This is a genomic window from Curtobacterium sp. ME-Dv--P-122a (assembly GCF_030209645.1).
GTDB lineage: Bacteria > Actinomycetota > Actinomycetes > Actinomycetales > Microbacteriaceae > Curtobacterium > Curtobacterium flaccumfaciens.
Genome location: NZ_JARVRO010000001.1, coordinates 61945 through 87508, shown reverse-complemented (window position 1 = coordinate 87508; position 25564 = coordinate 61945). Strand labels below are relative to the sequence as shown.

12 protein-coding genes and 1 tRNA gene are annotated in these 25564 nt (G+C 71.9%); 7 read left to right on the top strand and 6 right to left on the bottom strand.

Translation table 11 applies throughout. The features are described from left to right. Nucleotides 1–129: 129 nt before the first annotated feature. Nucleotides 130–3954, top strand: a complete 3825-nt coding sequence (locus QRN49_RS00255; RefSeq protein WP_502868946.1) for an AAA family ATPase — start codon at nucleotides 130–132, stop codon at nucleotides 3952–3954. 302 nt (nucleotides 3955–4256) lie between these two features. Next, complete coding sequence (locus QRN49_RS00250; RefSeq protein ID WP_071244104.1) at nucleotides 4257–4841, top strand: CDP-alcohol phosphatidyltransferase family protein; 585 nt, start codon at nucleotides 4257–4259, stop codon at nucleotides 4839–4841. A gap of 87 nt (nucleotides 4842–4928) precedes the next feature. Here the strand turns inward: QRN49_RS00250 and mscL are convergent, their stop codons facing one another. From mscL to QRN49_RS00235, 3 genes are all read right to left on the bottom strand, one after another. After that, the gene (gene mscL / locus QRN49_RS00245; RefSeq protein ID WP_194654442.1) at nucleotides 4929–5423 is read right to left on the bottom strand and encodes a large conductance mechanosensitive channel protein MscL; all 495 of its coding nucleotides are present in this window, start codon (nucleotides 5421–5423) and stop codon (nucleotides 4929–4931) included. Nucleotides 5424–5500: 77 nt separating this feature from the next. Then, nucleotides 5501–5791: an FmdB family zinc ribbon protein gene (locus QRN49_RS00240; RefSeq protein WP_027466562.1), complete on the bottom strand. Its 291-nt coding sequence runs from the start codon at nucleotides 5789–5791 to the stop codon at nucleotides 5501–5503. Nucleotide 5792: 1 nt separating this feature from the next. Then, nucleotides 5793–6377, bottom strand: coding sequence for a 5-formyltetrahydrofolate cyclo-ligase (locus QRN49_RS00235; RefSeq protein ID WP_111024332.1), 585 nt, complete (start codon nucleotides 6375–6377; stop codon nucleotides 5793–5795). Nucleotides 6378–6491: 114 nt separating this feature from the next. On the opposite strand from QRN49_RS00235, the gene galU reads away from it, so the two are divergent. From galU to QRN49_RS00215, 4 genes are all read left to right on the top strand, one after another. Continuing rightward, a complete protein-coding gene (gene galU, locus QRN49_RS00230) occupies nucleotides 6492–7382 on the top strand; it encodes a UTP--glucose-1-phosphate uridylyltransferase GalU (RefSeq protein ID WP_027466560.1) in 891 nt (296 codons plus the stop codon). Between the two features lie 87 nt (nucleotides 7383–7469). Continuing rightward, nucleotides 7470–8129, top strand: coding sequence for a GNAT family N-acetyltransferase (locus QRN49_RS00225; protein ID WP_110865431.1), 660 nt, complete (start codon nucleotides 7470–7472; stop codon nucleotides 8127–8129). A 118-nt stretch (nucleotides 8130–8247) separates the two neighbouring features. After that, entirely contained in the window at nucleotides 8248–9363 is a 1116-nt protein-coding gene (locus QRN49_RS00220; protein WP_284753190.1) for a hypothetical protein, read from the top strand. Between the two features lie 73 nt (nucleotides 9364–9436). Further along, nucleotides 9437–9512 (top strand) — tRNA-Ala (locus QRN49_RS00215). A gap of 94 nt (nucleotides 9513–9606) precedes the next feature. On the opposite strand, the gene QRN49_RS00210 is transcribed toward QRN49_RS00215, so the two are convergent. After that, on the bottom strand, nucleotides 9607–10272 hold the full coding sequence (locus tag QRN49_RS00210) for a 4'-phosphopantetheinyl transferase family protein (protein ID WP_220035337.1): 666 nt from the start codon (nucleotides 10270–10272) through the stop codon (nucleotides 9607–9609). Next, a complete protein-coding gene (locus QRN49_RS00205; RefSeq protein WP_111032386.1) occupies nucleotides 10269–11105 on the bottom strand; it encodes a metallophosphoesterase family protein in 837 nt (278 codons plus the stop codon). Before QRN49_RS00205 ends, QRN49_RS00210 begins: the two co-directional genes overlap by 4 nt. A 105-nt stretch (nucleotides 11106–11210) precedes the next feature. On the opposite strand from QRN49_RS00205, the gene QRN49_RS00200 reads away from it, so the two are divergent. Next, nucleotides 11211–12572, top strand: a complete 1362-nt coding sequence (locus QRN49_RS00200; RefSeq protein ID WP_246552853.1) for a pyridoxal phosphate-dependent decarboxylase family protein — start codon at nucleotides 11211–11213, stop codon at nucleotides 12570–12572. Between the two features lie 572 nt (nucleotides 12573–13144). Here the strand turns inward: QRN49_RS00200 and QRN49_RS00195 are convergent. Then, nucleotides 13145–25540: a non-ribosomal peptide synthetase gene (locus tag QRN49_RS00195; protein WP_284753181.1), complete on the bottom strand. Its 12396-nt coding sequence runs from the start codon at nucleotides 25538–25540 to the stop codon at nucleotides 13145–13147. Nucleotides 25541–25564 lie beyond the last annotated feature (24 nt).

Sequence of the window (25564 nt, the reverse complement as noted above, 5' to 3'; positions counted from 1 at the left end):
GGGTCGGACGGTGGCGCACGTCGGGCCGCACGGCGGTCACGTCCGTGCGGAAACCCCGAAACCTCGGTTCATTGCCAGAGAGGCCGTCCGGTTCCGCCTACAGTGTCGGATGTGTGGCGAGCGGACAGGGTGACCGACGGTGAGGACGACGTGAACGACGACGTCCCCGTCGAGGGTGCCCGCGCGCGCCCCGACGACGACCGAGACGAGCAGCAGGACGTGGACCAGGAACGGACCGACGAGCCGGACCGCACGCTCCGCCCGGAGCTGCAGATGACGAGCCCGCAGGCGATCAGCCTCGGCGACCCGCGGCTGCAGGCCGGCAACGCGGCCGAACCGACGTGGGACGGCTGGCGCACCCAGCTGACCGGTGTCGGCGGCACGAGCCCGCTCACGCACTTCAGCGACCACCCGCGCGCCCGCATCGAACTCTCGACCACCCACCCGGGCGGTCTCGCGCAGTTCATCACCGGCAAGACGACCCTGCTGTCCAGCCTGATCCGCGACGAGGTGGCGCTCCGTGCCGCCCGCGTGGCCGCCGGACACGTCGAGGCGAAGGGCACCGAGCTGGCCACCGTGCGCGGCATCGACGCCGTGAAGCTCGGCATCGGCATGGCCGACTGGAAGCACGGCGACGAGCAGTTCCGCGGCCCGGTGCTCCTGCGCCCGCTGGCGATCCGCCGGCACGGACGCGACTTCGAGGTGCGCCTGCTCGGCGAACCGGTGCTCAACCCGGGCCTCGCCGACGCCCTGCACGAGCAGTTCGGGGTCATCCTCGACGCGCAGTCCTTCGTGGCCCTCGCGCAGCAGGACGGCTCCTTCACGCCGAACCCCGTCATCGACCGCCTGCGTGGCCTGACCGCGCACATCCCCGGCTTCTCGGTGCACGCACGCCTCGTGGTGTCCACCTTCGCCGAGGTCGCGACCGGCATGGTCGAGGACACCGGCGACCTGTCGCACCCCGTGCTCGACGCCCTCGCCGGCAACCCGAGCGCGAAGTGGCAGGTCGAGCAGTCCTACCACCCGGTCGAGCAGACCCCGTCGGACGAGCGCAGCCCGGAGACCGACACGCTCCTGCTCGACGCCGACGACGAGCAGGAGAACGTGATCGCGCAGATCACGGCCGGCAACTCCATCGTCGTGAAGACCCTTCCAGGCACCGGTGGCACGCAGACCATCGTGAACGCCCTGGGCGGCCTGGTCGCCGCGAACAAGCGCGTGCTCGTCGTGAGCCCGCGCCGCGCCACCCTGCGGGGCATCGCCGCCCGCTTCGGCGAGGTCCAGCTGCCCGGGGTCGCGGTCACGCCGTCGACCCTGCGCCGTGACGTCGTCCGTGCCATCGCCCGGAACGAGAAGGCCGCGCGTCCGAACCTCCGCGAGGTCGACGACGCCCTGGTCCGCCTGCGCAAGGTGCTCAAGGACTACCGGGGCTCGCTCACCCGCAAGGACCCCGACTTCGGCGTCTCGGTGCTCGACTGCCTGGTGGAGCTGTCGCGCCTGTCGCTGCTGCCCGTCGCCCCGTCGACCACCGCGCGCCTGTCGAAGCAGTCCGTCGCCTCGATGGTCGAGGGCCGCTCGCGCGTCGCCGAGACGATGGTCAGCGCCGCGAACCTCGGTGAGTTCCGCTACGGCCCCGACGACTCGCCCTGGTACGGCGCGAAGTTCGGTTCGAGCGACGGTGCCCAGCGCGCGCACCGCATCGCGAAGGACCTCGACGCCGACGGCCTGCCGACCCTGCTCCGCCGCGCCCACGACCTGGTGAGCTCGACGCACATGCGCCAGTTCACGACCATCAACGAGCTCGGCATCTACCTGCGCCTGCTCACCGAGATCCGTGACACGCTCGACCGCTTCCTGCCGGTGGTCTTCGACCGCTCGGTGTCCGAGCTCGTGGCCGCCACCGCGCCCCGCGGCGAGGGTGCCCCGATGTCGTCGACGAACCGTCGCCGGCTCAAGAAGCTCGCCCGCGAGTACGTCCGTCCGGGCGTGCACGTGTCCGACCTGCACGAGGCCCTGACCCGCGTCCAGCAGCAGCGGGTGCTCTGGCAGCGCTACGTCGCCGCCGGCGTGAACCCCGAGGTGCCCACCGGCATCGCCGACGTCCAGGTGCTGTTCTCGAACGTCGCCGAGGACCTCGCGCGCCTCGACGAGCCGCTGGGCCGCACCGAGCGTGACCGCCAGCTCGCGAACACCCCGGTCGACCAGCTCGTCCCGACCATCGCCGAGCTCGCCGCCGAGTCCGACGTCCTGCACAACCTGCAGGAGCGCACCGAGCTCATGCAGACCCTGCGCGACCTGCAGCTCGAGCCGCTCATCACCGATCTGGCGAACCGGCACGTGCCGGACGTGCAGGTGCCGGCCGAGCTCGAGCTCGCCTGGTGGCAGTCCGCCCTCGAGACCATGCTCGAGTCCGACCGTGCCCTGCTCGGTGCCAACACCGACATGCTCGACCGGGTCGAGGCCGACTTCCGCCTGGTGGACGACGCCCACGCGGCCGGGGTCTCCCAGGGCCTGGCGTGGCAGCTCGCCGAGAACTGGAAGGTCGGTCTCGTCGACTGGCCCGAAGAAGCGACGGCGCTCAAGACCCAGCTCCGCGACGGCGCGATCACCTCGCGCCTGCTGCAGGACTCCGCACCGCACCTGTCCCGGTCGATCGCACCCGTCTGGCTCGCCAGCCCGTACGAGGTGCCGCAGATCGCCGACACCATGCCGTTCGACACCGTGATCCTGGTCGACGCCGGCGCCGTGACCATCGCCGAGACCGTCGGTGCCGTCCGCCGTGCCCGCCAGACCGTCGTCTTCGGTGACCCGGTCACCCAGACGCCGTCGCCGTTCCGCATCGCCGTGGACCCCGAGCACCGGGCGCTGCAGGTCGACGAGGGCACGCTCGACGCGTTCCACGCGGACTCCGCCCTGGCGAAGCTGTCCACCCTGCTGCCGACCCTGTCGCTGTCGCGGTCGTACCGTGCCGGCGGCGAGGACCTGGCCGAGCTCGTGAACCGTCGCTTCTACGGCGGCAAGATCGAGTCCCTGCCGTGGGCCGGCTCGTTCCTCGGCCACGGCTCGATCGCGCTCGACTACGTCAGCGACGGCAAGGCCGTGCCCGACCCCGAGTCCGGTGCCGTCGAGAGCGTCGACGCCGAGGTGGACCGCGTGGTCCGGCTCGTCATCGACCACGCCCGCACCCGTCCGACCGAGTCGCTCATGGTCATCACCGCGTCGGCGAAGCACGCCGTGCGCGTCGAGCAGGCCGTGCTGACCGCCGCCCAGGGCCACAAGGACCTGACCGAGTTCGTCATCGGCGACCGCGCCGAGCCGTTCATCGTGGCGACGCTCGAGCAGTCGGTGGCGCAGAGCCGCGACCGCGTCGTGTTCTCCATCGGCTACGGCCGGACCCCGCACGGCCGCGTGCTCCGCGACTTCGGTCCGCTCGGCAAGCCCGGAGGCGAGCGGCTGCTGGCCGTCGCCATGACCCGTGCGCGTCGCTCGATGGTCATCGTCACCTGCTTCCAGCCGTCGGACATCGAGGCCGAGCGCATGGGCCACGGCACCGTCGCCCTCGCCGAGATCCTGGCCGAGGTGCGTGCCCGCACCACCGCCGAGTACGTGCCGGACGACTCCGACCCCCTGCTCGTCGACCTCGCACGTCGCCTCGAGATGCGCGGCATCCCGGTCGCGCTCGGACACCGCGGCAAGCTCGGCCTCGTCGCCGCGCACGGCGGGGTCTGCGTCACGATCGAGACCGATGCGTCGCTGGTCAAGGGATCACTGCGCGAGTCCCTGCGCCTGCGTCCCGAGGTGCTCCGCCGACTCGGCTGGCACTACGTGCGCGTGCACGCGTTCCAGCTGTTCTCCGACCCGGACCGCGTCGCCGACACCGTCGCGTCCGTGCTCGGGGTCGACCGCGGCGCCACGCAGGAGATCTCGATCCCGCCGATCCCCGCGCGCCGATGAGCCGCCGGGCCTCGCGGCCCGCCGGTCCGGTGACGCCGGAGACGGACCAGCTGGTGGGCACGTGGACGCGGGTCGACGACGCGTCGTCAGCCGCGCCTCCCGTCCGTCCCGCCGCTGACGGAGGCGAGACGGCGGACCAGCCGGGAGGCCCGGTGCGGCGCCGCAGACGCGTCACCACCCAGCCGGTGGCGGGCTACGACCCGACGCCGCCGCCGGAACCGGCGCGGCACCGCGACGGTGAGAACGACGACCAGCTCCGGCGCGACGTCCCCCCGCACTGGTAACCGGTAGCCTGGCCCGTGATGACTGACACCGCGCGACAGCGCCCCGACTGGCAGACCTGGCCGAACCTGATCACGCTGTTCCGCCTCGTGCTGATCCCGGTGTTCATCGGCCTCGTCGTCGCCGGCCACCCGGGGTGGGCGCTCGTCGCCCTCGTCGTGATCGGCGTGAGCGACTGGGCGGACGGCTTCATCGCCCGCAGGTTCGACCAGGGATCCAAGCTCGGCAAGGCGATCGACCCCGTCGCCGACCGCCTGGCGATCATCGCGATCGTGCTGTCCCTGGTGCTCGTCGGCCTGCTGCCCTGGTGGGTGGTGGCCGTCGTCGTGCTCGTCGACCTGGTCCTCGTCGTCCTGTCGAGCGTGCTGTTCCACGGCAACCCGGACCTCGACGTCACGTGGACGGGCAAGATCCGCTCGGCCCTGCTGTTCGTCGGGCTGCCGGTGCTGCTGTTCTCCGCGGTGCACACCGTCGACGAGAACGCGCCGTGGGTCCGGGTCGTGGCCCTGGTGTTCGTGTACCTCGGCACCGCGGGGCACGTGCTCGCCGGTGCGCAGTACGCCGTCGCGATGTTCGCGAAGCGCCGCGCGGTGCCCGCCGCCTGACGGGCCCCCTCGCAAACGAAACCAGGTTCCGGACACAGCACCGCGGATCTCCGCGGTGTTGTGCCCGGAACCTGGTTCCGTCGCGCGCTAGAGCTTCGTCGAGCCGCCGATGCCGGGCCCCTCGGGAGCGTTCGACGGGGCGATGTGCGCCCCCGTGCTGGTCGCGCCGCCGTTCTGCGGGCGGAGCAGGTCGCGGATCTCGAGCAGCACCTCGACGTCGGTCGGGGGGACGTCCTGCGGGGTCTGCTGCTCGTCGTTCTTGACGCGCTCGAACGCCACCTTCTTCAGGTGGTTGACGGGCACGACGAGCGCGAAGTACACGACCGCGGCGACGATGACGAAGTTGATGACGGCGCCGATGATCGCGCCGAACAGGATCTTGGCGCTGCCGCCGGACACCGTCGGAATTCTCCAGACGAGCGCCGTGTCCAGGCTCGAAGCGTTGAACACCGCACCGATGAGCGGGTTGATGAGCGCGTTGACGATCGTGGTCACGATCGCGGTGAACGCCGCACCGATGACGACTGCGACGGCCAGGTCGATGACGTTGCCGCGGAGCAGGAACTCCTTGAAGCCCTTCATGCGAGGGTCTCCTTCCGGGTCGAGGACGGCCGCCGAGTGGCGACGCGCCCCAACCTATCCGGAGAGCGCAGACCGCGTCAGGACGCGGCGGGCTTCGAGCCGCTGGGCTTCGACTCGGCCTTCTTCGCCGGCTCGGACTTCTTCGGCTCGGACTTCGCCGGGGTGCTCGACGAGCCCTCGGACTTCGGGGCCGGGCGGGAGTCGGTGCGGTAGAAGCCGCCGCCGTTGAAGGTCACGCCGACGGGGGAGAACACCTTGCGCAGGACGCCGCCGCAGACCGGGCACTCCGTCAGGGTGGCGTCGGAGAAGGACTGCTTGATGTCGAACGCGTTGTCGCACTCGGTGCAACGGTACGAGTAGGTGGGCACGTCAGCTCCGGAACGTGATGATGCGCGACGGCGTGATGATGCCGTCAACGGGTTCGTCGTGGGGTTCGCGCGGGACCTCGTCGAGGTACTCCGCGTCGAAGATCACAGCATAGACGGGCGGACGGTTCGCCATTGACCCGAGGGTCTTGTCGTAGTAGCCGCGCCCCCAGCCCATGCGGACGCCGTCGTGCCCGACCGCCGCCGCCGGGGCGAGGATCGCGTCGACGTCGTTGATCGCGAGCGGGGACAGGACCTCGCCGACGACCTCGGGCAGGCCGAGCAGGCTCTCGGTCTCGCTCTCGCCGTCGCCCACGGCCCAGTCGAGCAGCCCGTCCTCGCGGGTGATCGGCAGCAGCACGCGGATGCCCTGCCCGAACGCCCAGTTCAGGAACGGCCGGACGTTCGGCTCGTCCGGTGCGGACAGGTACAGGGCCAGGGACGTCACCTGGCGCTCCTCGACGAAGCGCTGCAGGGTCGCGGTCAGGGTCTCGGTGTCCGCGTCGCGTTCGGTCGTGGTCCGGGTGCGCCGCCGCTGCCGGAGTTCGGCTCGCAGGGCGCGCTTCTCGTTCCCGAGATCGGCGATCATGCGCAGGAGTCTACCGAGGGGAGCCGTTGCGGCTTCCCGCCGGGAACACGCGGGGTCCCGTGTCCCCCGGAGCGACGACATGCCCTCGAAAGGGGGATCGGATACGGTCTGAGCATGGGCTTCCAGATTTCGAAGGCGGTGATCCCGGCCGCAGGGCTGGGTACCCGCTTCCTCCCCGCAACCAAGGCGATGCCGAAGGAGATGCTCCCCGTCGTCGACAAGCCGGCCATCCAGTACGTGGTGGAAGAGGCTGTCGGTGCCGGGCTGACCGACGTGCTGATGATCACCGGGCGCAACAAGAACGCGCTCGAGAACCACTTCGACCACGTGTCGGAGCTCGAGGAGACCCTCCGCAAGAAGGGCGACCACGAGAAGCTGCAGAAGGTGAACCAGTCGACGGACCTCGCCGACATGCACTACGTGCGACAGGGTGACCCGCTCGGCCTCGGCCACGCGGTGCTCCGCGCGAAGATGCACGTCGGCCGCGAGCCGTTCGCCGTGCTCCTCGGTGACGACATCATCGACGCTCGTGACCCGCTGCTCCAGCGCATGATCGAGGTCCAGGGCGAGAAGAACGCCACCATCGTGGCCCTGCTCGAGGTGCCCGAGTCGCAGACCCACCTGTACGGCATCGCCACGGTCGAGCCGACCGACACCGACGACGTGGTGAAGATCACCGGCCTCGTCGAGAAGCCCCCGCAGGGCGAGGCGCCCTCGAACCTGGCCATCATCGGCCGTTACGTCATCCGTCCCGAGGTCTTCGACGTCCTCGAGAAGCAGGAGCCGGGCAAGGGCGGCGAGATCCAGCTGACCGACGCGCTCATGAAGATGGCGAGCGCCGAAGAGTGGACCGGCGGCGTGTACGGCGTCGTGTTCCGTGGACGCCGGTACGACACGGGTGACAAACTCGACTACATCAAGGCGATCGTGCAGCTCGCCTCGGACCGCGATGACCTCGGCCCCGACCTCAAGTCGTGGCTGAAGGAGTTCAACGCGGGCGAATAGTCGGCCATCCCGCTCGGGTCCGGTGATCACGGACCCGGGCGGGACACCCCGTCCCGCACCGGGGCGGGACCCCGGAGGAACCCAGCGATGACGACGATCCCGACCCTGTCCCACGGGCGGGTCACCATCCGGCCCCTCCGGCTCCGCGACACCCGCGACCTCGACGCGGCACTCGCGACGAACCGCTCGTGGCTCCGCACCTGGGAGGCCACGAACCCCTCCGGACACGTCTCCACCGACGTCCGGGGCAGCATCCGCGCGCTCCAGGCCAACGCCCGCGCGGGACTCGGACTCCCGTTCGCGATGGAACTCGACGGCCGTTTCGTCGGGCAGCTCAACGTCTCCGGCATCTCCTACGGCTCGCTCGCGAGCGCCTCCATCGGCTACTGGGTCGTCGAGGACGCCGCCGGCCACAATGTGACGCCGATCTCCGTCGCCCTCGCCGTCGACCACTGCTTCCGCTCGCTCGGCGTGCACCGGATCGAGATCTGCATCCGGCCGGAGAACGCTCCGAGTCTGCGCGTCGTCGAGAAGCTCGGCTTCCGGTACGAGGGACTCCGTCGCCGCTACATCCACATCAACGGGGACTGGCGCGACCACTTCTGCTTCGCGCTGGTGGCCGAAGAGGTCCGCGGGGGCGTCCTCGAGCGCTGGGTGCAGGGGCAGGTGCCGCCCGGCGTGGGGGCCGTGCCGCTCGCCGCACGCGACGAGGCGGCGATGCCGCTGGACACGACGCCCCGCATCTGACGTCCCACGTCTGACGGGCCTGGAGGCGCGGCTCGCCTCCCACGGATTCCGCCCCGACACGCGCAACACGCGTCCGGCAATGACGCGACTCGGGAACCGCCGCCCCTACCGTGTTCGCATGGCAGGAATCGGCTCGTGGGGTGGCGGCATCGTCCTGCTCGTCGCGGCCGTCCTCTGGCTCGTCTACCTGATGCCGTCGTGGGCCGCCCGCCGCCAGTACCTGGCCACGGAGCGGAACGCCATCCGGCTGCAGCAGACCCTCCGGATCCTCGCGCAGACCGCCGAGCTGCCGGACGAGGTCCGCATCGAGATGAACGCGAAGTCCCTCGCCCAGGCGCAGCGCGTCGCCCGGTCCGAAGAGGCCAAGCGCACCGCCATCGTCCGAGCCCACGAAGCCGCGCGGCAGCGTGAGATCACCCGCCGCCTGGCCGAGCAGGCTCCGGTGCTCGAGCGGGCGTCCGCCGTGCCGGCCCTGACCGCGATGCGCATGCGCCGTTCCCGGCTTGGGGCGACCCTGTTCGGCACGCTCGGCGTCGTCATCGCCCTCGTGGTCTTCGTCGCGGCACCGTCACTCTGGCTCGTCGGTGTCGCCGGACTCGTCGCCGCCGGTGGGTCCGCAGCGGTCCTGGCCCAGCTGCACCAGGTGGCGACGGCGCGGAAGCAGCGTCTCGCGGCCGCCGAGACGGGCGCGACCCGCGCCTCCCGGCCGGCCACCGCCTGGACGGACCCGGCGCCGCCCCTGTCGACCGAGCAGCCCGCCGAGCCTGCAGCAGACCGCTCCTGGACCCCGAACCACGTTCCGAAACCCCTCTACGTGGAGCGGCCGGCCGCTCCGGCCGCGTCGCCCGAGTCGTCGGCGGAACTCGCTGCCCGTCTGAAGGAGCGCGTCGCCGCGGCCAAGGCGGAAGCCGAGGCCGAAGCTGCCGCGATCCGCGCCGGGGAGTCCGACCCGTCGCTGGCGCGGGTGTCGCGGATGCGACCCGAGCTCGAAGAGGCTGCGGCGTCGCTGTCCGCGCACGACCAGGGGCGTCTGGCCGAACGGCTCGGGCTCCGGGCCCCCGCGGCCCCTGCTGCGTCGGCCGGCATTGCTCCTGGCGCTCCTGCTCCTGCTCCTGCTCCCGCCGACGAGCCCGCCGGGCCGCCGAGCAAGTGGGCCGGCATGGGTGTTCTCGACGACGACGCCTACCAGCAGGCCGACCTCGACGCGATCATGCGACGGCGCCGCGCGGTCTGACCCGCGGCACGCCCGAAGGCCCACCTGCGATTTCGGCTGGGCCGAACGAGGGTGCTAGTGTGGTCGAGCACTTGGGGCTATGGCGCAGTTGGTAGCGCGTCTCGTTCGCAATGAGAAGGTCAGGGGTTCGAATCCCCTTAGCTCCACCAAGTGGTCCAGACGACGGCCCCGGGTCTCCCGGGGCCGTCGTCGTTCCCGGACCTGCTCGCCCAGCGTCGACCCGCGTTCTCGCGTGCTCCGCGGTCACCCGGTGATCAGGCAGACCGCGGTGACGACGAGTCCGTCCTGCACGGCCCAGCGGCCGTCGAACCCGTCGACGCGCCGGCCGCGGACGACCGGCCCGGGGACGAGGAACGACGCGTCGAACGTACCCGTCGGCTGGATCACGAGCTCGCACTCCGAGAAGTCCAGCCACCGACCGGTCAACGGGGACCACGCCTTGAAGACGCTCTCCTTCGCGCTGAAGAGCACCCGACCCCACGCGACGTCCGGAGACCCGGCAGCCAGGGACGTCAGCCGGTCGCGTTCCTGCCGCAGGGCGACCAGTTCCTCGACACCGTCCGGCAGCGGGCCGTGCGGTTCGGCGTCGATGCCGAGCGACACGACGTCGGACGCCCGTGCGACCGCCGCGGCCCGGAACCCGTCGCAGTGGGTCAGACTGCCGACGAAGCCCTCGGGCCAGCGGGGTGCCCGGTCGGCGCCGGGGAGGATCGGGCCCACCGGGGCCCCCAACCGGCCCAGTGCCCGCCTCGCGCACGCGCGCACGGTCGCGAACTCGGCCCGCCGCGCCGCGACCGCACGCGACACGACGACGCGCTCCTCGGCGAACGGCGACTCGGCGCCCTCGTCCGTCGTCGTCACCTCGACCTCGACCTCGTGCGGCAGGAGACCGCGCAGCGCCCCGGTCACGCGCCCGCTCCGGGACCGACGACCCGCACGACCCGACGCGCCGACGCCCCGGGGCTTCCCCACTCGTCCGGGTAGCCGAGGGACACCTCGTGGTGGGGGATGCCGTCGATGCGGTCCGTCACGGGGATGTGCAGGTGCCCGTAGACGACCGCCTCGGCGCGGTACCGGATCGGCCAGTCCGCCGTCTCCTCGGTGCCGCACCACAGGGCGAACTCCGGGTAGCGCAACCGGTCCGTGGGCGCCCGCACGAGCGGGAAGTGGTTCACGAGGACCGTGCGGCTGCCCGGGGGCAGTGCGTCGAGCCGCGCACGCGTGGCCGCGACGCGTGCGGCGCACCACGCGGCACGGCTCGGGTACGGGTCGGGATGCAGGAGGAACTCGTCCGAGCACACGACCCCCGCCTGCTCCGCGATGGTCAGTGCCTCGGCGGCGGAGCGTGCTCCCGGAGGGCGGAACGAGGAGTCGTACAGCAGGAACAGCGGGACCACGACGAGCGGCCCGTCCGGTCCCGGCCACACCGGGTACGGGTCTTCCGGCGTGACGACACCCACCGACCGCAGGGCCGCCACGAGGGCGTCGTAGCGTGCGACTCCTCGGAGACCCCCGACGTCACCCGGGAGCGACCACAGTTCGTGGTTGCCGGGGACCCAGATCACCGTCTCGAAGCGCTCCCGCAGCGTCCGCATCGTCGAGACCACCTGGTCCAGACGGTCCGCGACGTCCCCGGCGACGATCAGCCAGTCGCCGGCTGATCGTGGCGCGATCCGGGACACGAAGTCGTGGTTGCCGGCGTAGCCGACGTGCAGGTCGCTGATCGCGAGGATGTCGGCCATACGGATCCACAGTAGTGCGCGACCCGACCCGCCACACCGCTCCGGTAGGGTGCGGACTTGATGAGTAGTCTCTCAGGACAGCGATCAACGGCGGGTGGGGCGGGGATGCACACGATCAGCGACGATTCGGTCCGGACGGTCGACGAGATCCTCGATCTCGTCCGCCACCGGCTCCTCGACGACGACCTGCCGCTCGGTGCCGTCCTGTCCTCCCGCGACCTCGCCGAGCGGAGCGAGGTCACCATCGACGAGGACGGACACGGGACGAGTGCCGTCCTCGACCACTTCACGCGCGTGCTCGCTCCAGCGTGCATCGCCGCCGACGACCCCCGCTACCTGTCGTTCATCCCCGCAGCCCCGACCAGTGCCGCCATCGCGTTCGACCTGGCGGTCACGGCGTCGTCGATCTTCGCCGGGTTCCGGCAGACGTCATCCGGTGCGGTCTTCGCCGAGGACGAGGCCATCCGTTGGCTCGCCCACGAGTTCGGCCTCCCCACGAGCTCCGGGGGGACGTTCGTGCAGGGTGGCACCCTCGGGAACCTCTCCGCTCTCGTCGCCGCCCGGGACCGGGCACGCCGCCGGACCCCCGTCGCCCCGGACCGGTGGCGCGTCGTGTGCAGCAGGGAGGCGCACTCCTCCATCGTCAGCGCCGCACACGTCATGGACGTCGACGTCGTGCTGGTCGACTGCGACACCGACGGATCGATGCGCGGCCCCGCCGTCCGGGCAGCGCTCGACGCTCACGGCGACTCCGTCTTCGCCGTCGTCGCGACCGCGGGATCCACCAACTGCGGGACCGTCGACGACATCGCCGGGATCGCGGGCCTCCGCCCCGGACACGACTTCTGGCTCCACGTCGACGGCGCCTACGGACTCGCCGGGATGCTGTCGCCCCTGACCCGACCCCTGTTCGACGGGGTGGCGGACGCCGACTCGGTGATCGTCGACCCGCACAAGTGGCTCTTCGCCCCGCACGACGCCTGCGCGCTCATCTACCGGGATCCCGAAGGAGCCCGCCGCAGCCACACGCAGCGAGCCCCCTACCTCGACGTGACGGCGGAACACGTCGAGCCCAGCCCCGCCGACTACGCCGTGCACCTCACCAGGCGCGCACGCGGTCTCGCCCTCTGGTACTCCCTCGCCTCGCACGGAGCCGCGGCGTACCGTGCCGCCATCACCTCCACGATCACCACCGCGCGCACGATCGCCGAGGAGATCGAGCGACGGCCCCACCTCCGCCTGATCCGGCATCCGCAGCTCTCCATCGTCGCGTTCGAGCGGGCCGGGTGGGGCCACGGCGACTACGCGGCGTGGAGCGCGACGCTGCTCGCCGAGCAGGTCGGGTTCGTCGCGCCCACCTCCACCGACGGACGTCCGCACCTCCGCTTCGCGATCATCAACCCGCGGACGACGGTCGAGCTGCTGTTGCGGATCCTGGACACGTTGGACGAGCCGCGTTCCAGGTGAGGGCGGTGGCGGTGGCGGTCGGGGGCCGTTGACCGTTGGCCGTTGACTCTTGCGCCGTGGCTGACCGGGCGGTTGTCAGGCGGCCGGGCGCTGTCGGCCGGCGAGTGGCGAGTGGAGCGCAGTGCGCGGTGGTCGGGGTCGTGGGCCGGGGTCGTGGGCCGTGGGCGGTTTGCGGAAGGCCGTTCGAGGTCGTCGGTTGGCGGTCGTCGGTTGGCGGTTGGCGGCCGGTCGGCGGTCGGGGGTGGGCGGTCGGCGGTGCTCCGGGCTCGTGGGGGGTCGGCCGGTGAGCGGCGGTCGCGATCCGGCGGTCGGCGGTCAGTGGTGATCCGGACCCGTGGGAGGTCGGCCGGTGAGCGGTGGGCGGTGGGCGGTGGGCGGTGAGCGCTGCGCGGTGCGTGTCGGGGCGGTGCGTGTCGGCCGGTCGGCGTGGCCGCTGGCTGGTGGGCGGTGAGCGCTCGCCGGTAGGGGCCGGCCGCTGGCTGCTCGCCAGTGGCTGCGCGCCCCCGGCTGGCGGGCGGCGGCCGGGGCGTCGTGGCCGGAGCCGTGCTCCGGCCGCGGTGTCGGCATCGCCCTCAGCCGAAGAGCGCGTTGAGGGCCTCCAGATCGTCGTCGTCGAGGTCGGTGCTCGTGAGGTCCGACGTGGTGCGGTGGACCCCGTCCTGCCGTCGACAGTGAGCGGCCAGGTCCTCGAGGCCTGCCCGGAGCGCGCCGACGAACGCCTCGAACCACCGGTCGGTCGTCACCGTGGTGTCGACCGCCGTCACCACGCGCAGGACGTCACCCTCGACGCCGACGACGACCGAGACCCCGCCGAACGCCCGGTTGCCCTCCGCCGACGGCGTGCCGACCGTGCTGCCCCGCGCGGCATCCCGGCCCCCGACCGACCCGATGTAGTTCAGCGTGAGCGTCACGTCGGCTCGGTCGACAACACGAGCTGCCGCCGAGTAGCCGACACCGAGGTCGGGGACCGCGCGGACGAGTTCCTTCGTCTGCAGCACGCGTTGCGTCAGGTCCCCCGTCGTCTCGAGCACGACGGGGTACGCCGACGTGAACCACCCGACGGTCCGGTCCACAGGAGGCAGCATGTCGTGCTCGAGCCGACCGTGGCTCTCCAACCGCACGCTGAGTCGCTCCTGCGCGGTCAGACGCCTCGCAGCCTCCCCGAGGGCCGTGAGCGCCAGGTCCTCCACGGAGCACGAGTACGCCCGGGTGCCGTCGTCGACGATGGCGGTCGTCGCCGCCGCATCGAGCACGAACGCCTCCGTCCGGGCCGATGCCGCCGGAGTCTCCGGGGTCGGCACCTCGACACGCAGGTCCGCTCCTGGGAGGGCACGGTGCACCGCCGACCAGTGGGTGTCGGTCTCGGTGGCGCGGTGGGTGGTGAAGACCTCCAGCGCATCCGCCCACTCGCGCAACGACGCCGTCTTGGCGGGCAGCGTGATGTCCTCGCCGGCCACCGCCTGGTCGAGCGCCGTACGGAGGTCCTCGGCGATGACCTGCCACGAGACCAGGTCGACGACGAGGTGGTGCGCCACGATCACCAGACACTGCCGGTGCGGCGTGGACACGAGCAGCGCGCGGGCGAGCGGGCCGGCGACGAGGTCCAGGCCCCGGTGCAGACGGTCACCGCCCTGCTGCAGCACCCCGTCGAGGCCGTCGGCGGACGTCTCCACGCACTCGAGTGGGAAGGCACCGGCCTCGGCCACGTCGCGGAGGTGGAGCCGGTCCGCCCGGACGACCGCCCGGAGCGCGTCGTGGTGGTACCAGACAGCGGACAGAGCCGCCGCGACCTGCTCGATCGTCGCGCGCCGCGCACCGACACCGATCTCCATCAGCAGGTCCTGGTTGAAGTGGTCCGGCACGGCGAGGTCCCAGGCGAAGAACTGTTCGACCATCGCCGTTCCGCCCACCACCCCGGTCACCACGCCCTGCGATGCGCGAGGACCGGCAGCGGTCCGGAGCAACGGTGCGATCGCCCGGGGGGTCATGGCACCCATCACGTCCCGTGCTGTGGTCGTGAAACCAGCCGCGCGCAGCGCCGAGACGATCCGGATCGCCTTGATCGAATCGCCACCGATCTCGAAGACGTTGTCGTCGAGCGTGACGTCCTGGCGGACGAGCACCTGGCGGAACACCTGGATCACGGCCTGTTCCGCGGTGGTCGTGACCGACGTCCGGCGTGCGTCGTCGCCGCGGGCGTGTCCGGCGCCGGACCCGTCGATGTCGGTCGGCTGTGGTGTCGTGCGGCTCGTGCGGCTCGTGCGGCTCGTGTCGGCCGTCGTCAGGGCCGAGCGGTCGACTTTGCCGGAACGGTTCAACGGGATCACGTCGATGGGCACGACGGCCTGGGGGATCATGTACCCGGGCAGCAGGTCACGCAGCGCACGTTGGACGAGGACCGGTTCCCGTGCGTCGTCGAACACGGCGTAGGCCGTCAGCGTCGCGCCGTCCTCGGTCGGGGACGCCACCACGACGGCGTCGCGGACACCCGGGACGCGGCGGACCCCCGCTTCCACCTCCGCGACCTCGACCCGGTGCCCGCGGACCTTCACCTGGCCACTGTCCGCGATCCGGCCGAGGAAGTCGAGCGTGCCGTCGTGCAGCCACCGCACACGGTCTCCGGTGCGGTACAGGGGCCCGTCCGAGAACGGGTTCGGCACGAACGCACGGGCCGTCTCCTCCGGCAGGCCGAGGTACCCCTGGGCGACGCCGTCCCCGGCGACACAGAGTTCGCCGACCTCGCCGACGCCGCAGAGACGCACGTGTGAGCCCTCGTGGACGACGACGACGACGTGGGTGTTCGCCACTGGTCGCCCGATCGGGATGCGCGACGGGACGGGTCCGTCGCCCGGGTCTTCCCACCCCGTCGCGAGCACGGTGGTCTCGCTCGGACCGAATGCGTTCACGTAGCGGACTCCGGCGTTGCGAGCCTTCTCGACGACGGCGGGGCTCGACGCGCCGCCGCCGGTCGTCAGGATCCGCATCGGCACCGAGTCGAGGTGCACGTAGTAGTGCGGCGGCAGGAGCCCGAGCGTCACCCCGGTCCGTCGGAGTTCCGCTTCCAGGAGATCGGTCTCGTAGAGCATCTCCTTCGGCACGACGACGAGCGCCGCACCGCTGAGCACTGAGAGGGTGAGTTCCCACACCGAGGCGTCGAAGACGCTGTTCGCGAACTGCAGGACGCGGTCGGACGACTGCGGTGCGTACGTCTGCCGGAGGTGCGCGCGGAGGTTCGCAAGCCCCCGGTGCGTGAGCACGACGCCCTTCGGCCTGCCCGTGGAGCCCGACGTGTAGACGCAGTAGGCGACGTCGTCCGGAGCGGGGAGGCGGTCGGGATCCAGTGCTCCGCCGCCCGGTCCGTCCTCGAGGACACCGTCCAGGCGGATGACGCGTGTCTCCGCGGTGACGCGCAGCGCGGTGTCGTGCGCGACGTCCCCGTCCGTCAGGACCACGGCGGGCGCGGCATCCGCCAACACGTCGAGGAGCCTCGCGTCCGGCGAATCGACGTCCAGCGCAACGAAGGCGCAGCCGGCCATCATGGTGCCGATCATCGCGACGGCCGTTCGCGGTCCGCGTGTCGTGAGGAGCCCGACCCGTCCGCCACGGGGCACCCGCGCGGCCACCGCGACGGCGACCGCGCGTGCCGCGTCGGCCACCGTCGCGAAGTCGTACTCCGCCTCGCCCATCACGATCGCGACGTCGGTCGGGTGCACCCGAGCGTGGGCGAGGAAGGCGTCGACGACGGTCTGGTCACGGTCGTAGGGCGCCTCGTTCGCCCCGAAGCACCACAGCACCTCGTGCTCGTGGAGATCGTCGAGGGTGCGGATCGCGCTGACCGGGCGGGTCGTGTCCGTCGCGAACTGTTCGAGCACGAGTTCGAGCCGTCCCCGGATCCGCTCCGCATCGCTGTGTGTGATGGTGCCGCTGTTGTACAGCACCGTGATCGCGAGATCGTCACCCACCGGTCGGACAGCGACCGTCACCGGGTAGTTCGTCTGCTCACGTGACTGGTCGAAGCGCAGGCCGAGGGCCGCCGGGTCCCGGTCCTCGTGGTTCTCGAAGGCGAGCAGGCACCGCACCGAGCCGTGCAGGTCGGCGGCGTCCTCGACGGTGCGGAGGGAACCGTACGCGTGGTCTGCGCTCCCCAGGGCCTGGTCCCGGACGGACCGGAGCAGGTCGTCCGTCGACAGGTGCGGTGCGAGCTGCACCCGGACCGGGATCGTGTTGATGAAGAGTCCGACGGCGTCGGCGAGTCCGCTGACGTCGTGGTCGCGGCCCGAGACGACCGAGCCGAAGACGACGTCGTCGGAGCCGCTCTCCCGCCCGAGGACGAGCGCGAACGCGGCGTGCACCAGGTTCGACACGGTGATGCCGGACGAGGCGTGCGCCGCGTCGAGGCGCCGCCGGAGATCGGAGGCCGTCGCGGATTCGAGACGACCGACACCGTGCGCATCGACCGAGGGGTCGGTGGTGGAGTTGGGGGCGGCGCCGGCGTCGAGCACGGGTGACCGGCCAGCCGAGGTGAACTCTGCTGTCGCTTCGTAGCCGGCCAGGGTGTCCGCCCAGAACGCCGTGAACGCACCGTCGTCCTGGTCGCGGATCCACCGCACCTGGTCACGCGGCTGGGCCGTGGCGGACCGGCGCTCCCGTGCGCGGTCGAGCACCGTCGCCGCTGACGCACCGGCTGCCAGGCTGCGGCACCCGTCCACCAGCTCGCTGAGGATGTGCGAGAGCGACCAGCCGTCGACGGCGAGGTGGTGCATCATCAGCACGAGCCGCGTCTCCTCGCCGACCGCGCTCCCGGTCGAGTCGGTGGCGTCGGACCGCACGACCCGGATGCGCAGCAGCGGGTCCGTCGCGGGGTCGAACCCGTGCGCCACGTCGGACGCGAGCAGCCCGTCGATGTCCGCTGACGTCGCGGACCGGCCGCGGAGGTCGTCCCACGCCACCGGGACGTCGCGCTCGGCGAGGACGAATTGGAGCGGACGGGACAACGAGTCGGTCACGAACGCCGAACGCAGGGCATCGTGCCGAGCAGCGACCGCCAGAGCGGCGGTCGCCAACCGCGACGGTGTGAGCAGGGAACGCAGAGGGTCGGCGACGAGGTAGCTCTGCTGGACGACGTAGTCGGTTCCGCCCGCGAGGCTGTGCACGAGCATCCCCTCCTGCAGCGGCGTCAGCTCCACGGCGTCCTCGACGTGCTCCGGGAAGCGCTCGATGACGTCGATGTCGTGGCGCGTCAGTTCGACTGCGTCGGGGAAGTCGGCTGCGGTGCGGATGCGGGGACCGATCCCGGCGCAGTGCTCGCCGATCGCCTCCACCTCTCGCAGCCAGGCGTCGGCGAGTCGCTCGACCTGGGCCTCGGACGCGACCGTGGTCTCGTGGGAGATGCGCAGCACGAGGCGCGAGTCGAGGATCATCGCGTTCGCACGAACCCCGGGCAGGAAGGCGTTCGTCGGCGAGACGGAGGTCCCGGCGCTGTTGAAGACCGTGCTGCCGAAGCCGTCGACCGTCGATCGGCCGAGGTCACCGAGGTAATTGACGGTGAGCGGCGTGGTGATGTCGGCGTACCCAGCTGGGCGCAGGCCGTAGGTGACGCCGTCCTCGGGGACGGCGCGCACGGCGTCCTTGACCGCGGCGACGGCGTCACCCGGATCGGCGACCGCCGTCACGACCAGCGGGTACATCGTGGTGAACCAGCCGACCGTGCGGTCGGTTGCGGGGAGTCCTCGAGTCTCGGAGCGGCCGTGGCGTTCGAGACGGACCGCGATCTGCGTCTGCCCGGTGATCCGCTCGAACGCCCGGGCGAGCGCCGCGAGCAGCAGGTCCTCACCGGACGCGCCGTAGGCCCGCATGACGGCACGGACCGAATCCTGCGTCGGACCGGGGGCGAGCGTGCGCTCCAGCTGGACCGTGGCTCGGGCTCGACCACGTACCTGGGCCTGCGCCTCGGCGTCAGCTCGGGGCGAGAACCGCGGGAGTGCTGCCGCGGCGGCACGGTCGACCTCCTGCCAGAACCGGTCCGCGCGAGGCGACGGGTGCCGGCCGATCTCGGCGAGGCTGTCCGCGAAGGACCGCAGGGTCGTCGTGGAGCGTCGGGAGCCGCCGGCGACCCCGGACATCCGCTCGCGGACCGAGCCGACGAGCTCGTCCGTCAGGATCCCCCACGAGACGGCGTCGACCACGAGGTGGTGGGCGGCGAGCACGACGCGGACCCTGACCTCCGACCGGATCACGACGACGCCGAAGAGGGGTCCGTCCGCCAGCGAGAAGCTGCTGTGCAGTGCCGAGGCGCGCTCGTGGAGCGCGTCGTCCGCATCGACGTCGTCCACGGCGTACTCGGCGAACGGGTACGTCGCCGTACCCGGCCGGACGACGAGCGCGCCGGCGGTGAACACCGCCCGGAGCGCGCCGTGTCGTGTCCACAGCTCGTCCGACGCGGCACGGATCTGCGCCGTGGTCGCCCCGGTCAGTTCCACCGTGACGTCCTGGTTGAAGTGGCTCGGGTCGGCGAGGTCCCACCGCTCGAACTCCGTCACGATCGGCGTCGGGATCACCCGGCCCTCGGCGACGTCCGCTCGGGCGTCGACGACGTGTGTCCTGAGCCCGGTCGCGAGTCGCCGCGCCGTCATCGCCCGCATGACTGCGCTCACCGAGACCGTGAACCCACGCTGGCGGATCACGGACACGACACGGATCGCCTTGATCGAGTCGCCCCCCAGCTCGAAGAAGTTCTCGTCCGGCGACACCGGCCGGCCGAGCGCCGCACCGAAGGCGTCGAGGGTGGTGGTGAGCGCCGGGTCCTCACGGCCCGCGCAGACCCGGGCCGTGCCTCCGGTCTGCCCGGCGACCGGGACGACGGGTTCCGGCAGCGCCGTCTCGTCGATCTTGCCGTTCGTGGTGAGGGGGAGTGCCTCGAGCGCCACGAGGTAGGCCGGCACCATGTACTCGGGGAGGCGTTCCGCGAGGTCTGCACGGATCCGTGCCTGGTCGAGCGCACCGTGCACCACCACGTACGCCACGAGCGCCGTCGACAGGTTCGACTCGACGTGCGGCCGCACGACCGCGTCGCGGACGTCGTCGACGGCGCGGAGGACGCGTTCGACCTCCCTGATCTCGACGCGGAAGCCCCGGACCTTCACCTGCGAGTCCGACGTGGTCCGACCGAGGTACTCGACGGTGCCGTCGTCCAGCCAGCGGGCGCGGTCTCCCGTCCGGTAGCGGAGTCCTGCACGGTCCGGATCGGGTTCGAAGGCCGCGGCGGTCCCGTCGGGGTCGCCGACGTAGCCGAGGGCGACCCCTGCCCCGGCGGCGACGAGCTCTCCTGGCTCACCGACGCCGCAGGTGCGTCCGTCGACGTCCCGGATGATCACGGAGGTGCCCTGCAGGGGCGTGCCGATCGGTACTTCGTCGCGGGCCCGCACGCCGCGCGGAACCGCGTGCACCGTCGTGAAGGTCGTGTTCTCGGTTGGACCGTAGCCGTTGAGGACGACGAGGTCGGGGCAGGCGGCGTAGGCGCGTGCCACGTGGTCGGCGCTCACCCGCTCACCGCCGGTCACGAGCCGCCGCAGTCCGCGGAGGACGGTCGCGTCCTCCGCGACGAACTGGTTGAACAGCGACACCGTCAGCCACATGGTCGTCGCGCCGTGACGTGCGATGGCCCCACGCACGCGATCCGGGTCGAGGACCTCGTCGCGGTCCCCGACGATGAGCGACCCGCCGTTGAGGAGCGTGCTCCAGATCTCGAGGGTCGACGCGTCGAAGGCGAGCGAGCTGGTCATGATGACCACGTCGGACGAGTCGAACGGAAGGTGCGTGTTCCCGACTGCGAGCCGCAGGACCGCTCGGTGCGGGACGACGACGCCCTTGGGTGTCCCCGTCGTGCCCGACGTGTACATGACGTAAGCGGGACCGTCGCTGTCGGTCGTGTCCGCTTCGGGCTGCCGGGCGACGTCGTCGACTGGGGCGTGCTCGCCGTCACTCGCGTTGCTTGCGTCTTCGTCTTCGTCCGCATCGCGCCGCGCGTCGTCGCTCGCATCGACCACGACCAGGCCGGCCGACGAGAGTCCTGCTACCCGTTCGTGTGCTCCTGGCTGGGAGGCGAGGACGACGTGGACATCGGCCTGCTCGAACATGAGCCGGGCCCGCGCCGTCGGCGTCCGTGCGTCGAGCGGGACGTAGACCGCCCCGGCAAGCACGGTGCCGATGATCGCGACGATGCCGTCGACCCCGAGGTCCGCCACACCGACGGCGTTGCCACTGCTGACCCCGCTCGCGCGGAGGAGCCGGGCGACCCTGGTGGCGCGGGCCATCACGTCCTCGTAGGTGAGCGTCCGCGTCGCGTCGACGAGGGCGATCGAGCGTGCGTGTGTGCGCGCGCTGTCGGCGAACGCCGTCGCGAGCGTGTCCCGCGGGCGGTCGGTGCGGTCGATACGTCCGGTCTCGCTGGTCTCGCTGGTCTCGCTGGTCTCGCTGGTTCCGCTGGTTCCTTCTGGTCCGCCTGGTCCAAGAACGACGGGTACCGACGAGACGGACGACACGGGGCGGTCCGGCGCGTCGGCGAACGATTCCAAGACCCGGCGGAGCGCGCGCAAGATCCTGTGGGCGTCGGCGTCATCGAGCACGCGCGGGTCCCGGATCGCGGTGAGCAGCAGTTCGTCGCCGTCGATCTCAGCCGTCACCGTGAGCGGGTAGTTCGTCTGCTCGACGGCGCCGTCGAACCGGAGGACGTCGGCGTCGCGGGCATCGGAGCCCTCGTAGTTCTCGAACGTGAACAGGCAGTCGAATGCGCTGTCCGGTCCGGCCTCCGCGAGCGCCGCGGACAACGGACCCGTCGAGAACTCGGCCGACGCGAGCGCCTGGTCGCGCACCGAGAGCGCCAGGCTCGACACCGGTGCGCACCCGTCGACCCGCACACGTCGTGGCACGGTGTTGATGAAGAGCCCCACCATGCGTTCGACGTCGCGGACGGGCGCGTCGCGACCGGACAGCACGACCCCGAACACCGCGTCACGGCTGCCGTTCATCCGGGCCAGGACCGTCGCGAGTGCCGCTTCGACGACGTTGGAGGTGCTCACGCCGAGCGGAGCGAAGGCACGGGACACCCGGACCGCGAGCGCGGTGTCGGACCGGACCTCGATCCGCGTCGGGTCGCCCGCCGCCGGCGTCGCTCCGGCTCCGCTCCGCGATCGCCCGGCGATGGCGGTCTCCAGCCCACGTGCGCTCTGGACCGTCGTCCCCGCGGTGAGACCGGAGAAGATCTGCCCCCAGTACTCACGCGCGACGTCGGCGTCCCGGGTGCGCGTCCACGCGAGGTGGTCGCTCGTACTCGGGACGGGCTCGAGGGCACCGGCACCGTGGTGGTGCGCGGTGAACCGACGCACGACCTCGGCCAGTGACCATCCGTCGAGGATGATGTGGTGGTGCGTGAACGTCACGCGGACGCAGTTGTCGGTCGCGAAGACATCCGTCACGAAGAGCGTCGGGGTGCCGAGGTCGAAGGTCTGGGCACGTCGTTCCGCCGAGATCGCGGCGATCCGGTCGGCGCACGTCGCCTCGTCGACCCCGGTCAGGTCGGTGATGCGGACGATCGGTTCGACGTGCCGCCGGACGACCTGGTGCGGCTCGCGGAGTCCCTCCCAGTGGAAGGTCGTGCGCAGCGCGGGGACGTCGTCGAACAGCGCTTGCACGGTGCGGGTGAGACGATCGGCGTCGAAGGGCGCATCGAGCCGGTAGGACACCTGCACGACGTGTTCGCGGTGCGCCTCGTCGGCGCTGGCGAGGTGCTCGAACAGCAGGCCTGCCTGCAGGTTGCTGACGGGCAGGATCTCCCCGGCGTCCCCTGGCAGGGTGTCGAACTCGGCGATGGTCAGGTCGTTCTCACCGTGGTCCGCGGGCACGGCGCCCAGGTCTTCGGTCCTCGTCCGGTCCGTCCCGGTCGACACGACAGCCGAACGGAGCTCGGTCACGAATCGCTCTGCCGGAGCTGTTCCGAGGGCGTCGATGCGGAGGGAGACGTCCACGACGAACTCGTCTCCCTGCCGCCACGCATCAACGACGAAGGGGTGCGTCTCGGCGTTGCCGGGGTCGGAGACGCTGCCGAGGGGGTTCAGGCCGGAGCCCCCGACGAGGGAACCGAGGTAGTTCACGACGCCGACGCCTGAACCTCGTACCGCCCCCGGGAAGAGCAGTTCGGCCGTCAGTCCTCCGCGGGGGACGCGGCGGAGTGCGGAGCGCGCACTTCGGAGTGCGCTGGTCCGGGGGCCGGCCGACACCACGACCGGGTAGACGGTCGTGAACCACCCGACCGTCGACGTGACGTCGCAGTCCGCCAACGCGTCGATGTCGTCGGGTCGCCCGTGGGACTCGATCAGCAGGGGCACCTCGGCGACGCCCCACGTCGCTTCCGCCGCTCGGGCGACCGCGGCGATGAGGACCTCCTCCGGCCGTGCCGTGCCGCGGTCCCGGCGACCGGGCGCCAGGGCGGGGACCTGAGCCACGTCGAACGACAGCCGTTCACTCCGCCGAGGTGTCGTGGTCTCCGGCTGGTCGATCGTGCTCCCGCGCGCCGCCTCGATCGCCGCAGCGGCTCCGGAACCCGCGGCGCGCTGCATGGTCGCCTGCCACAGTGCGCGGTCACGTTCGGCCTCCGGCGAGCGTCCGAACGCTGCCAGGCGTTCCGCCCAGGCGCGGAACGGTGTGCCCGTCCGCTCGACCGCTCGAGCAGCCGGATCCGCGAGCGCCGCACGGAGGTCGCGCTCGATCGTGCTCCAGGAGATGGCATCGACGACGAGGTGGTGCGCTGCGACGAAGAGCTCGCGCCGGCGGTGACCGGCCCGGACGTCGTCGGACACGAGGACCGCGGCCTGGAGCTGCGGTCCACGGGTCCACGCATGGCCGGCCATGAGCTCCGTGGCTCGACGCGCCGCCTCGGTCGCAACGTCGGCAGGCGTCCGGCCGGTCAGGTCCCACCCGGCCACCACGATCGGTGGGACCTCGCCGTCGGCGGGCACGACGAGGCGTCCGTCCGTCACCGCCGCCGCCAGCACACGGTGTCGGTCGAGCAACGCGTCGAGTGCGGCGGGCACGCGTTCGTGCTCGTCGTCCGAGAGGGGAACGAGGATCGACTGGTGGTGGTGCCGCGGCTCAGCGAGGCCGCGCGAGAAGAAGTCCGTGATGACGGGCGTCGGGTGGACCGGGCCGGCCTGGTCGATCGTGGCGGCAGCAGCAGTACGTGGGATCCGGACGCACTCGGCAGCCAGGGCGACGAGCGACGGCGCCGCGAGGGCATTGCGGACGGACGTGCGGTACCCGGAGCGAGCCAGGGCCGCGACGAGGCGGATCGCCGAGATGGAGTCCCCGCCCAGGGCGACGAGCGACGAGCCGAGGTGGGCGCCGTCGACGGCATCGGCGGGCAGCACCTCACGGAGGGCAGCGAGCACGGCTCGGTCGGCATCGGTGACGGGTTCCACGGCGGGTGCGGAGTCGTCATCCGACCCGAGGCGGTCGACGGCGACGGCCGCGAGGGTCCTGCGGTCGAGCTTGCCGTTCGCGCTGAGCGGGAGGGCGTCGACCTGCACGACCGATGTGGGGAGCATGTAGGTCGGCAGCAGGTCGGCCGCGGCGGCCATGACGGCCTCGCCGTCGAGCTCCACCGGTGCCGTGCAGACCGCGACGAGCCGTGTCCCACGGTGCTTCACGACGACGACGCCGGCTGACACGATCGGACCGATGCCGGCGAGCACGCGTTCGATCTCCACGGGCTCGACGCGGTGGCCCCGGACCTTGAGCTGCTCGTCCATCCGACCCAGGTACTCGATGGTGCCGTCGCGCAGCTTCCGCCCGAGGTCCCCCGTCCGGTAGAAGCGTCCGCTGCCAGGGCCGAACGGGTCGACGACGAAGCGCTCCGCGGTCAGGTCCGCGTCGTCGAGGTACCCCAGCGCGACTCCGGCACCGCCGATGTGGATCTCGCCGGGCTGCCCGACCGCGACGAGCCGCCCGCCCCGTGCGATGCGGACGTCGACGCCGGCGATCGGTGCCCCGATCGGCACGCGGGCGGCGCCGACGACGTGCGTGTGGGAGGTCGCGTCGACCGTCGCCTCGGTCGGACCGTAGACGTTCACGACCTGCGCGCCGGACCACCCAGCGAGGGCATCGGCGAGCTCGGCCGACAGCGGCTCCCCACCGACGAGGATGCAGGCCAACGCAGGTGCAGTCGCGGGGTCCTGCGCGGCGAGGACGGCGAGGTAGGACGGTGTGCCGTCCAACGCGTCCACGCCGGCAGCGGTGAGCCGCCCACCCATCGTGGCGACGTCGTCGCGTTCGTCCTCGGTGATGATGTGGAGCGTCCGACCGGTCGTCAGCGCACCGTAGGTCATCTTGATGGACGCGTCGAACGTGAACGGGGAGACGACACCGACGGTCGAGACCCCGTGCGCGTCGAAGAGGGGACCGACGAAGGCGGACACGAGGTTGTCCAGCCCCCGGTCGGAGACCACGACCGCCTTCGGTCGTCCGGTCGAACCCGAGGTGAAGATCACGTAGACGGGTCGATCAGGATCCGTACGGGGCGGGCGCACCGTGCCACCCCTGGACGTGCTGGCGGGGAAGGTGATCACCGGGGCGTCGTACTCGTCCGCCGAGAGCGTGGCGTCGGCATCGACGATCGCATCCGGTCGAGCGAGCCGCACCAGGTCGGCCCGCCGGGCCGCCGGCGCGGCAGCGTCGATCGGCACGAACGCCGCGCCGACGAGCAGACAGGCGACCTGGGCGACGACGAGCCGCGGCGACCGGGAACCGGTGATCGCGACACGAGACCCCGCACCGACGCCGCGCTCTCGCATGGCACGCGCGAGGGCGCTCGCCGCGGCACCGAGCTCGCCGTAGGTGATCTTCGTCGTCCCCTGCGAGATCGCCGTGCTCGCAGGCGTGGCCGCGATGTGCGAGCAGATGCGTTCGATGGTGCTCATGATCTCCTTCGTGGTGCTCGACGC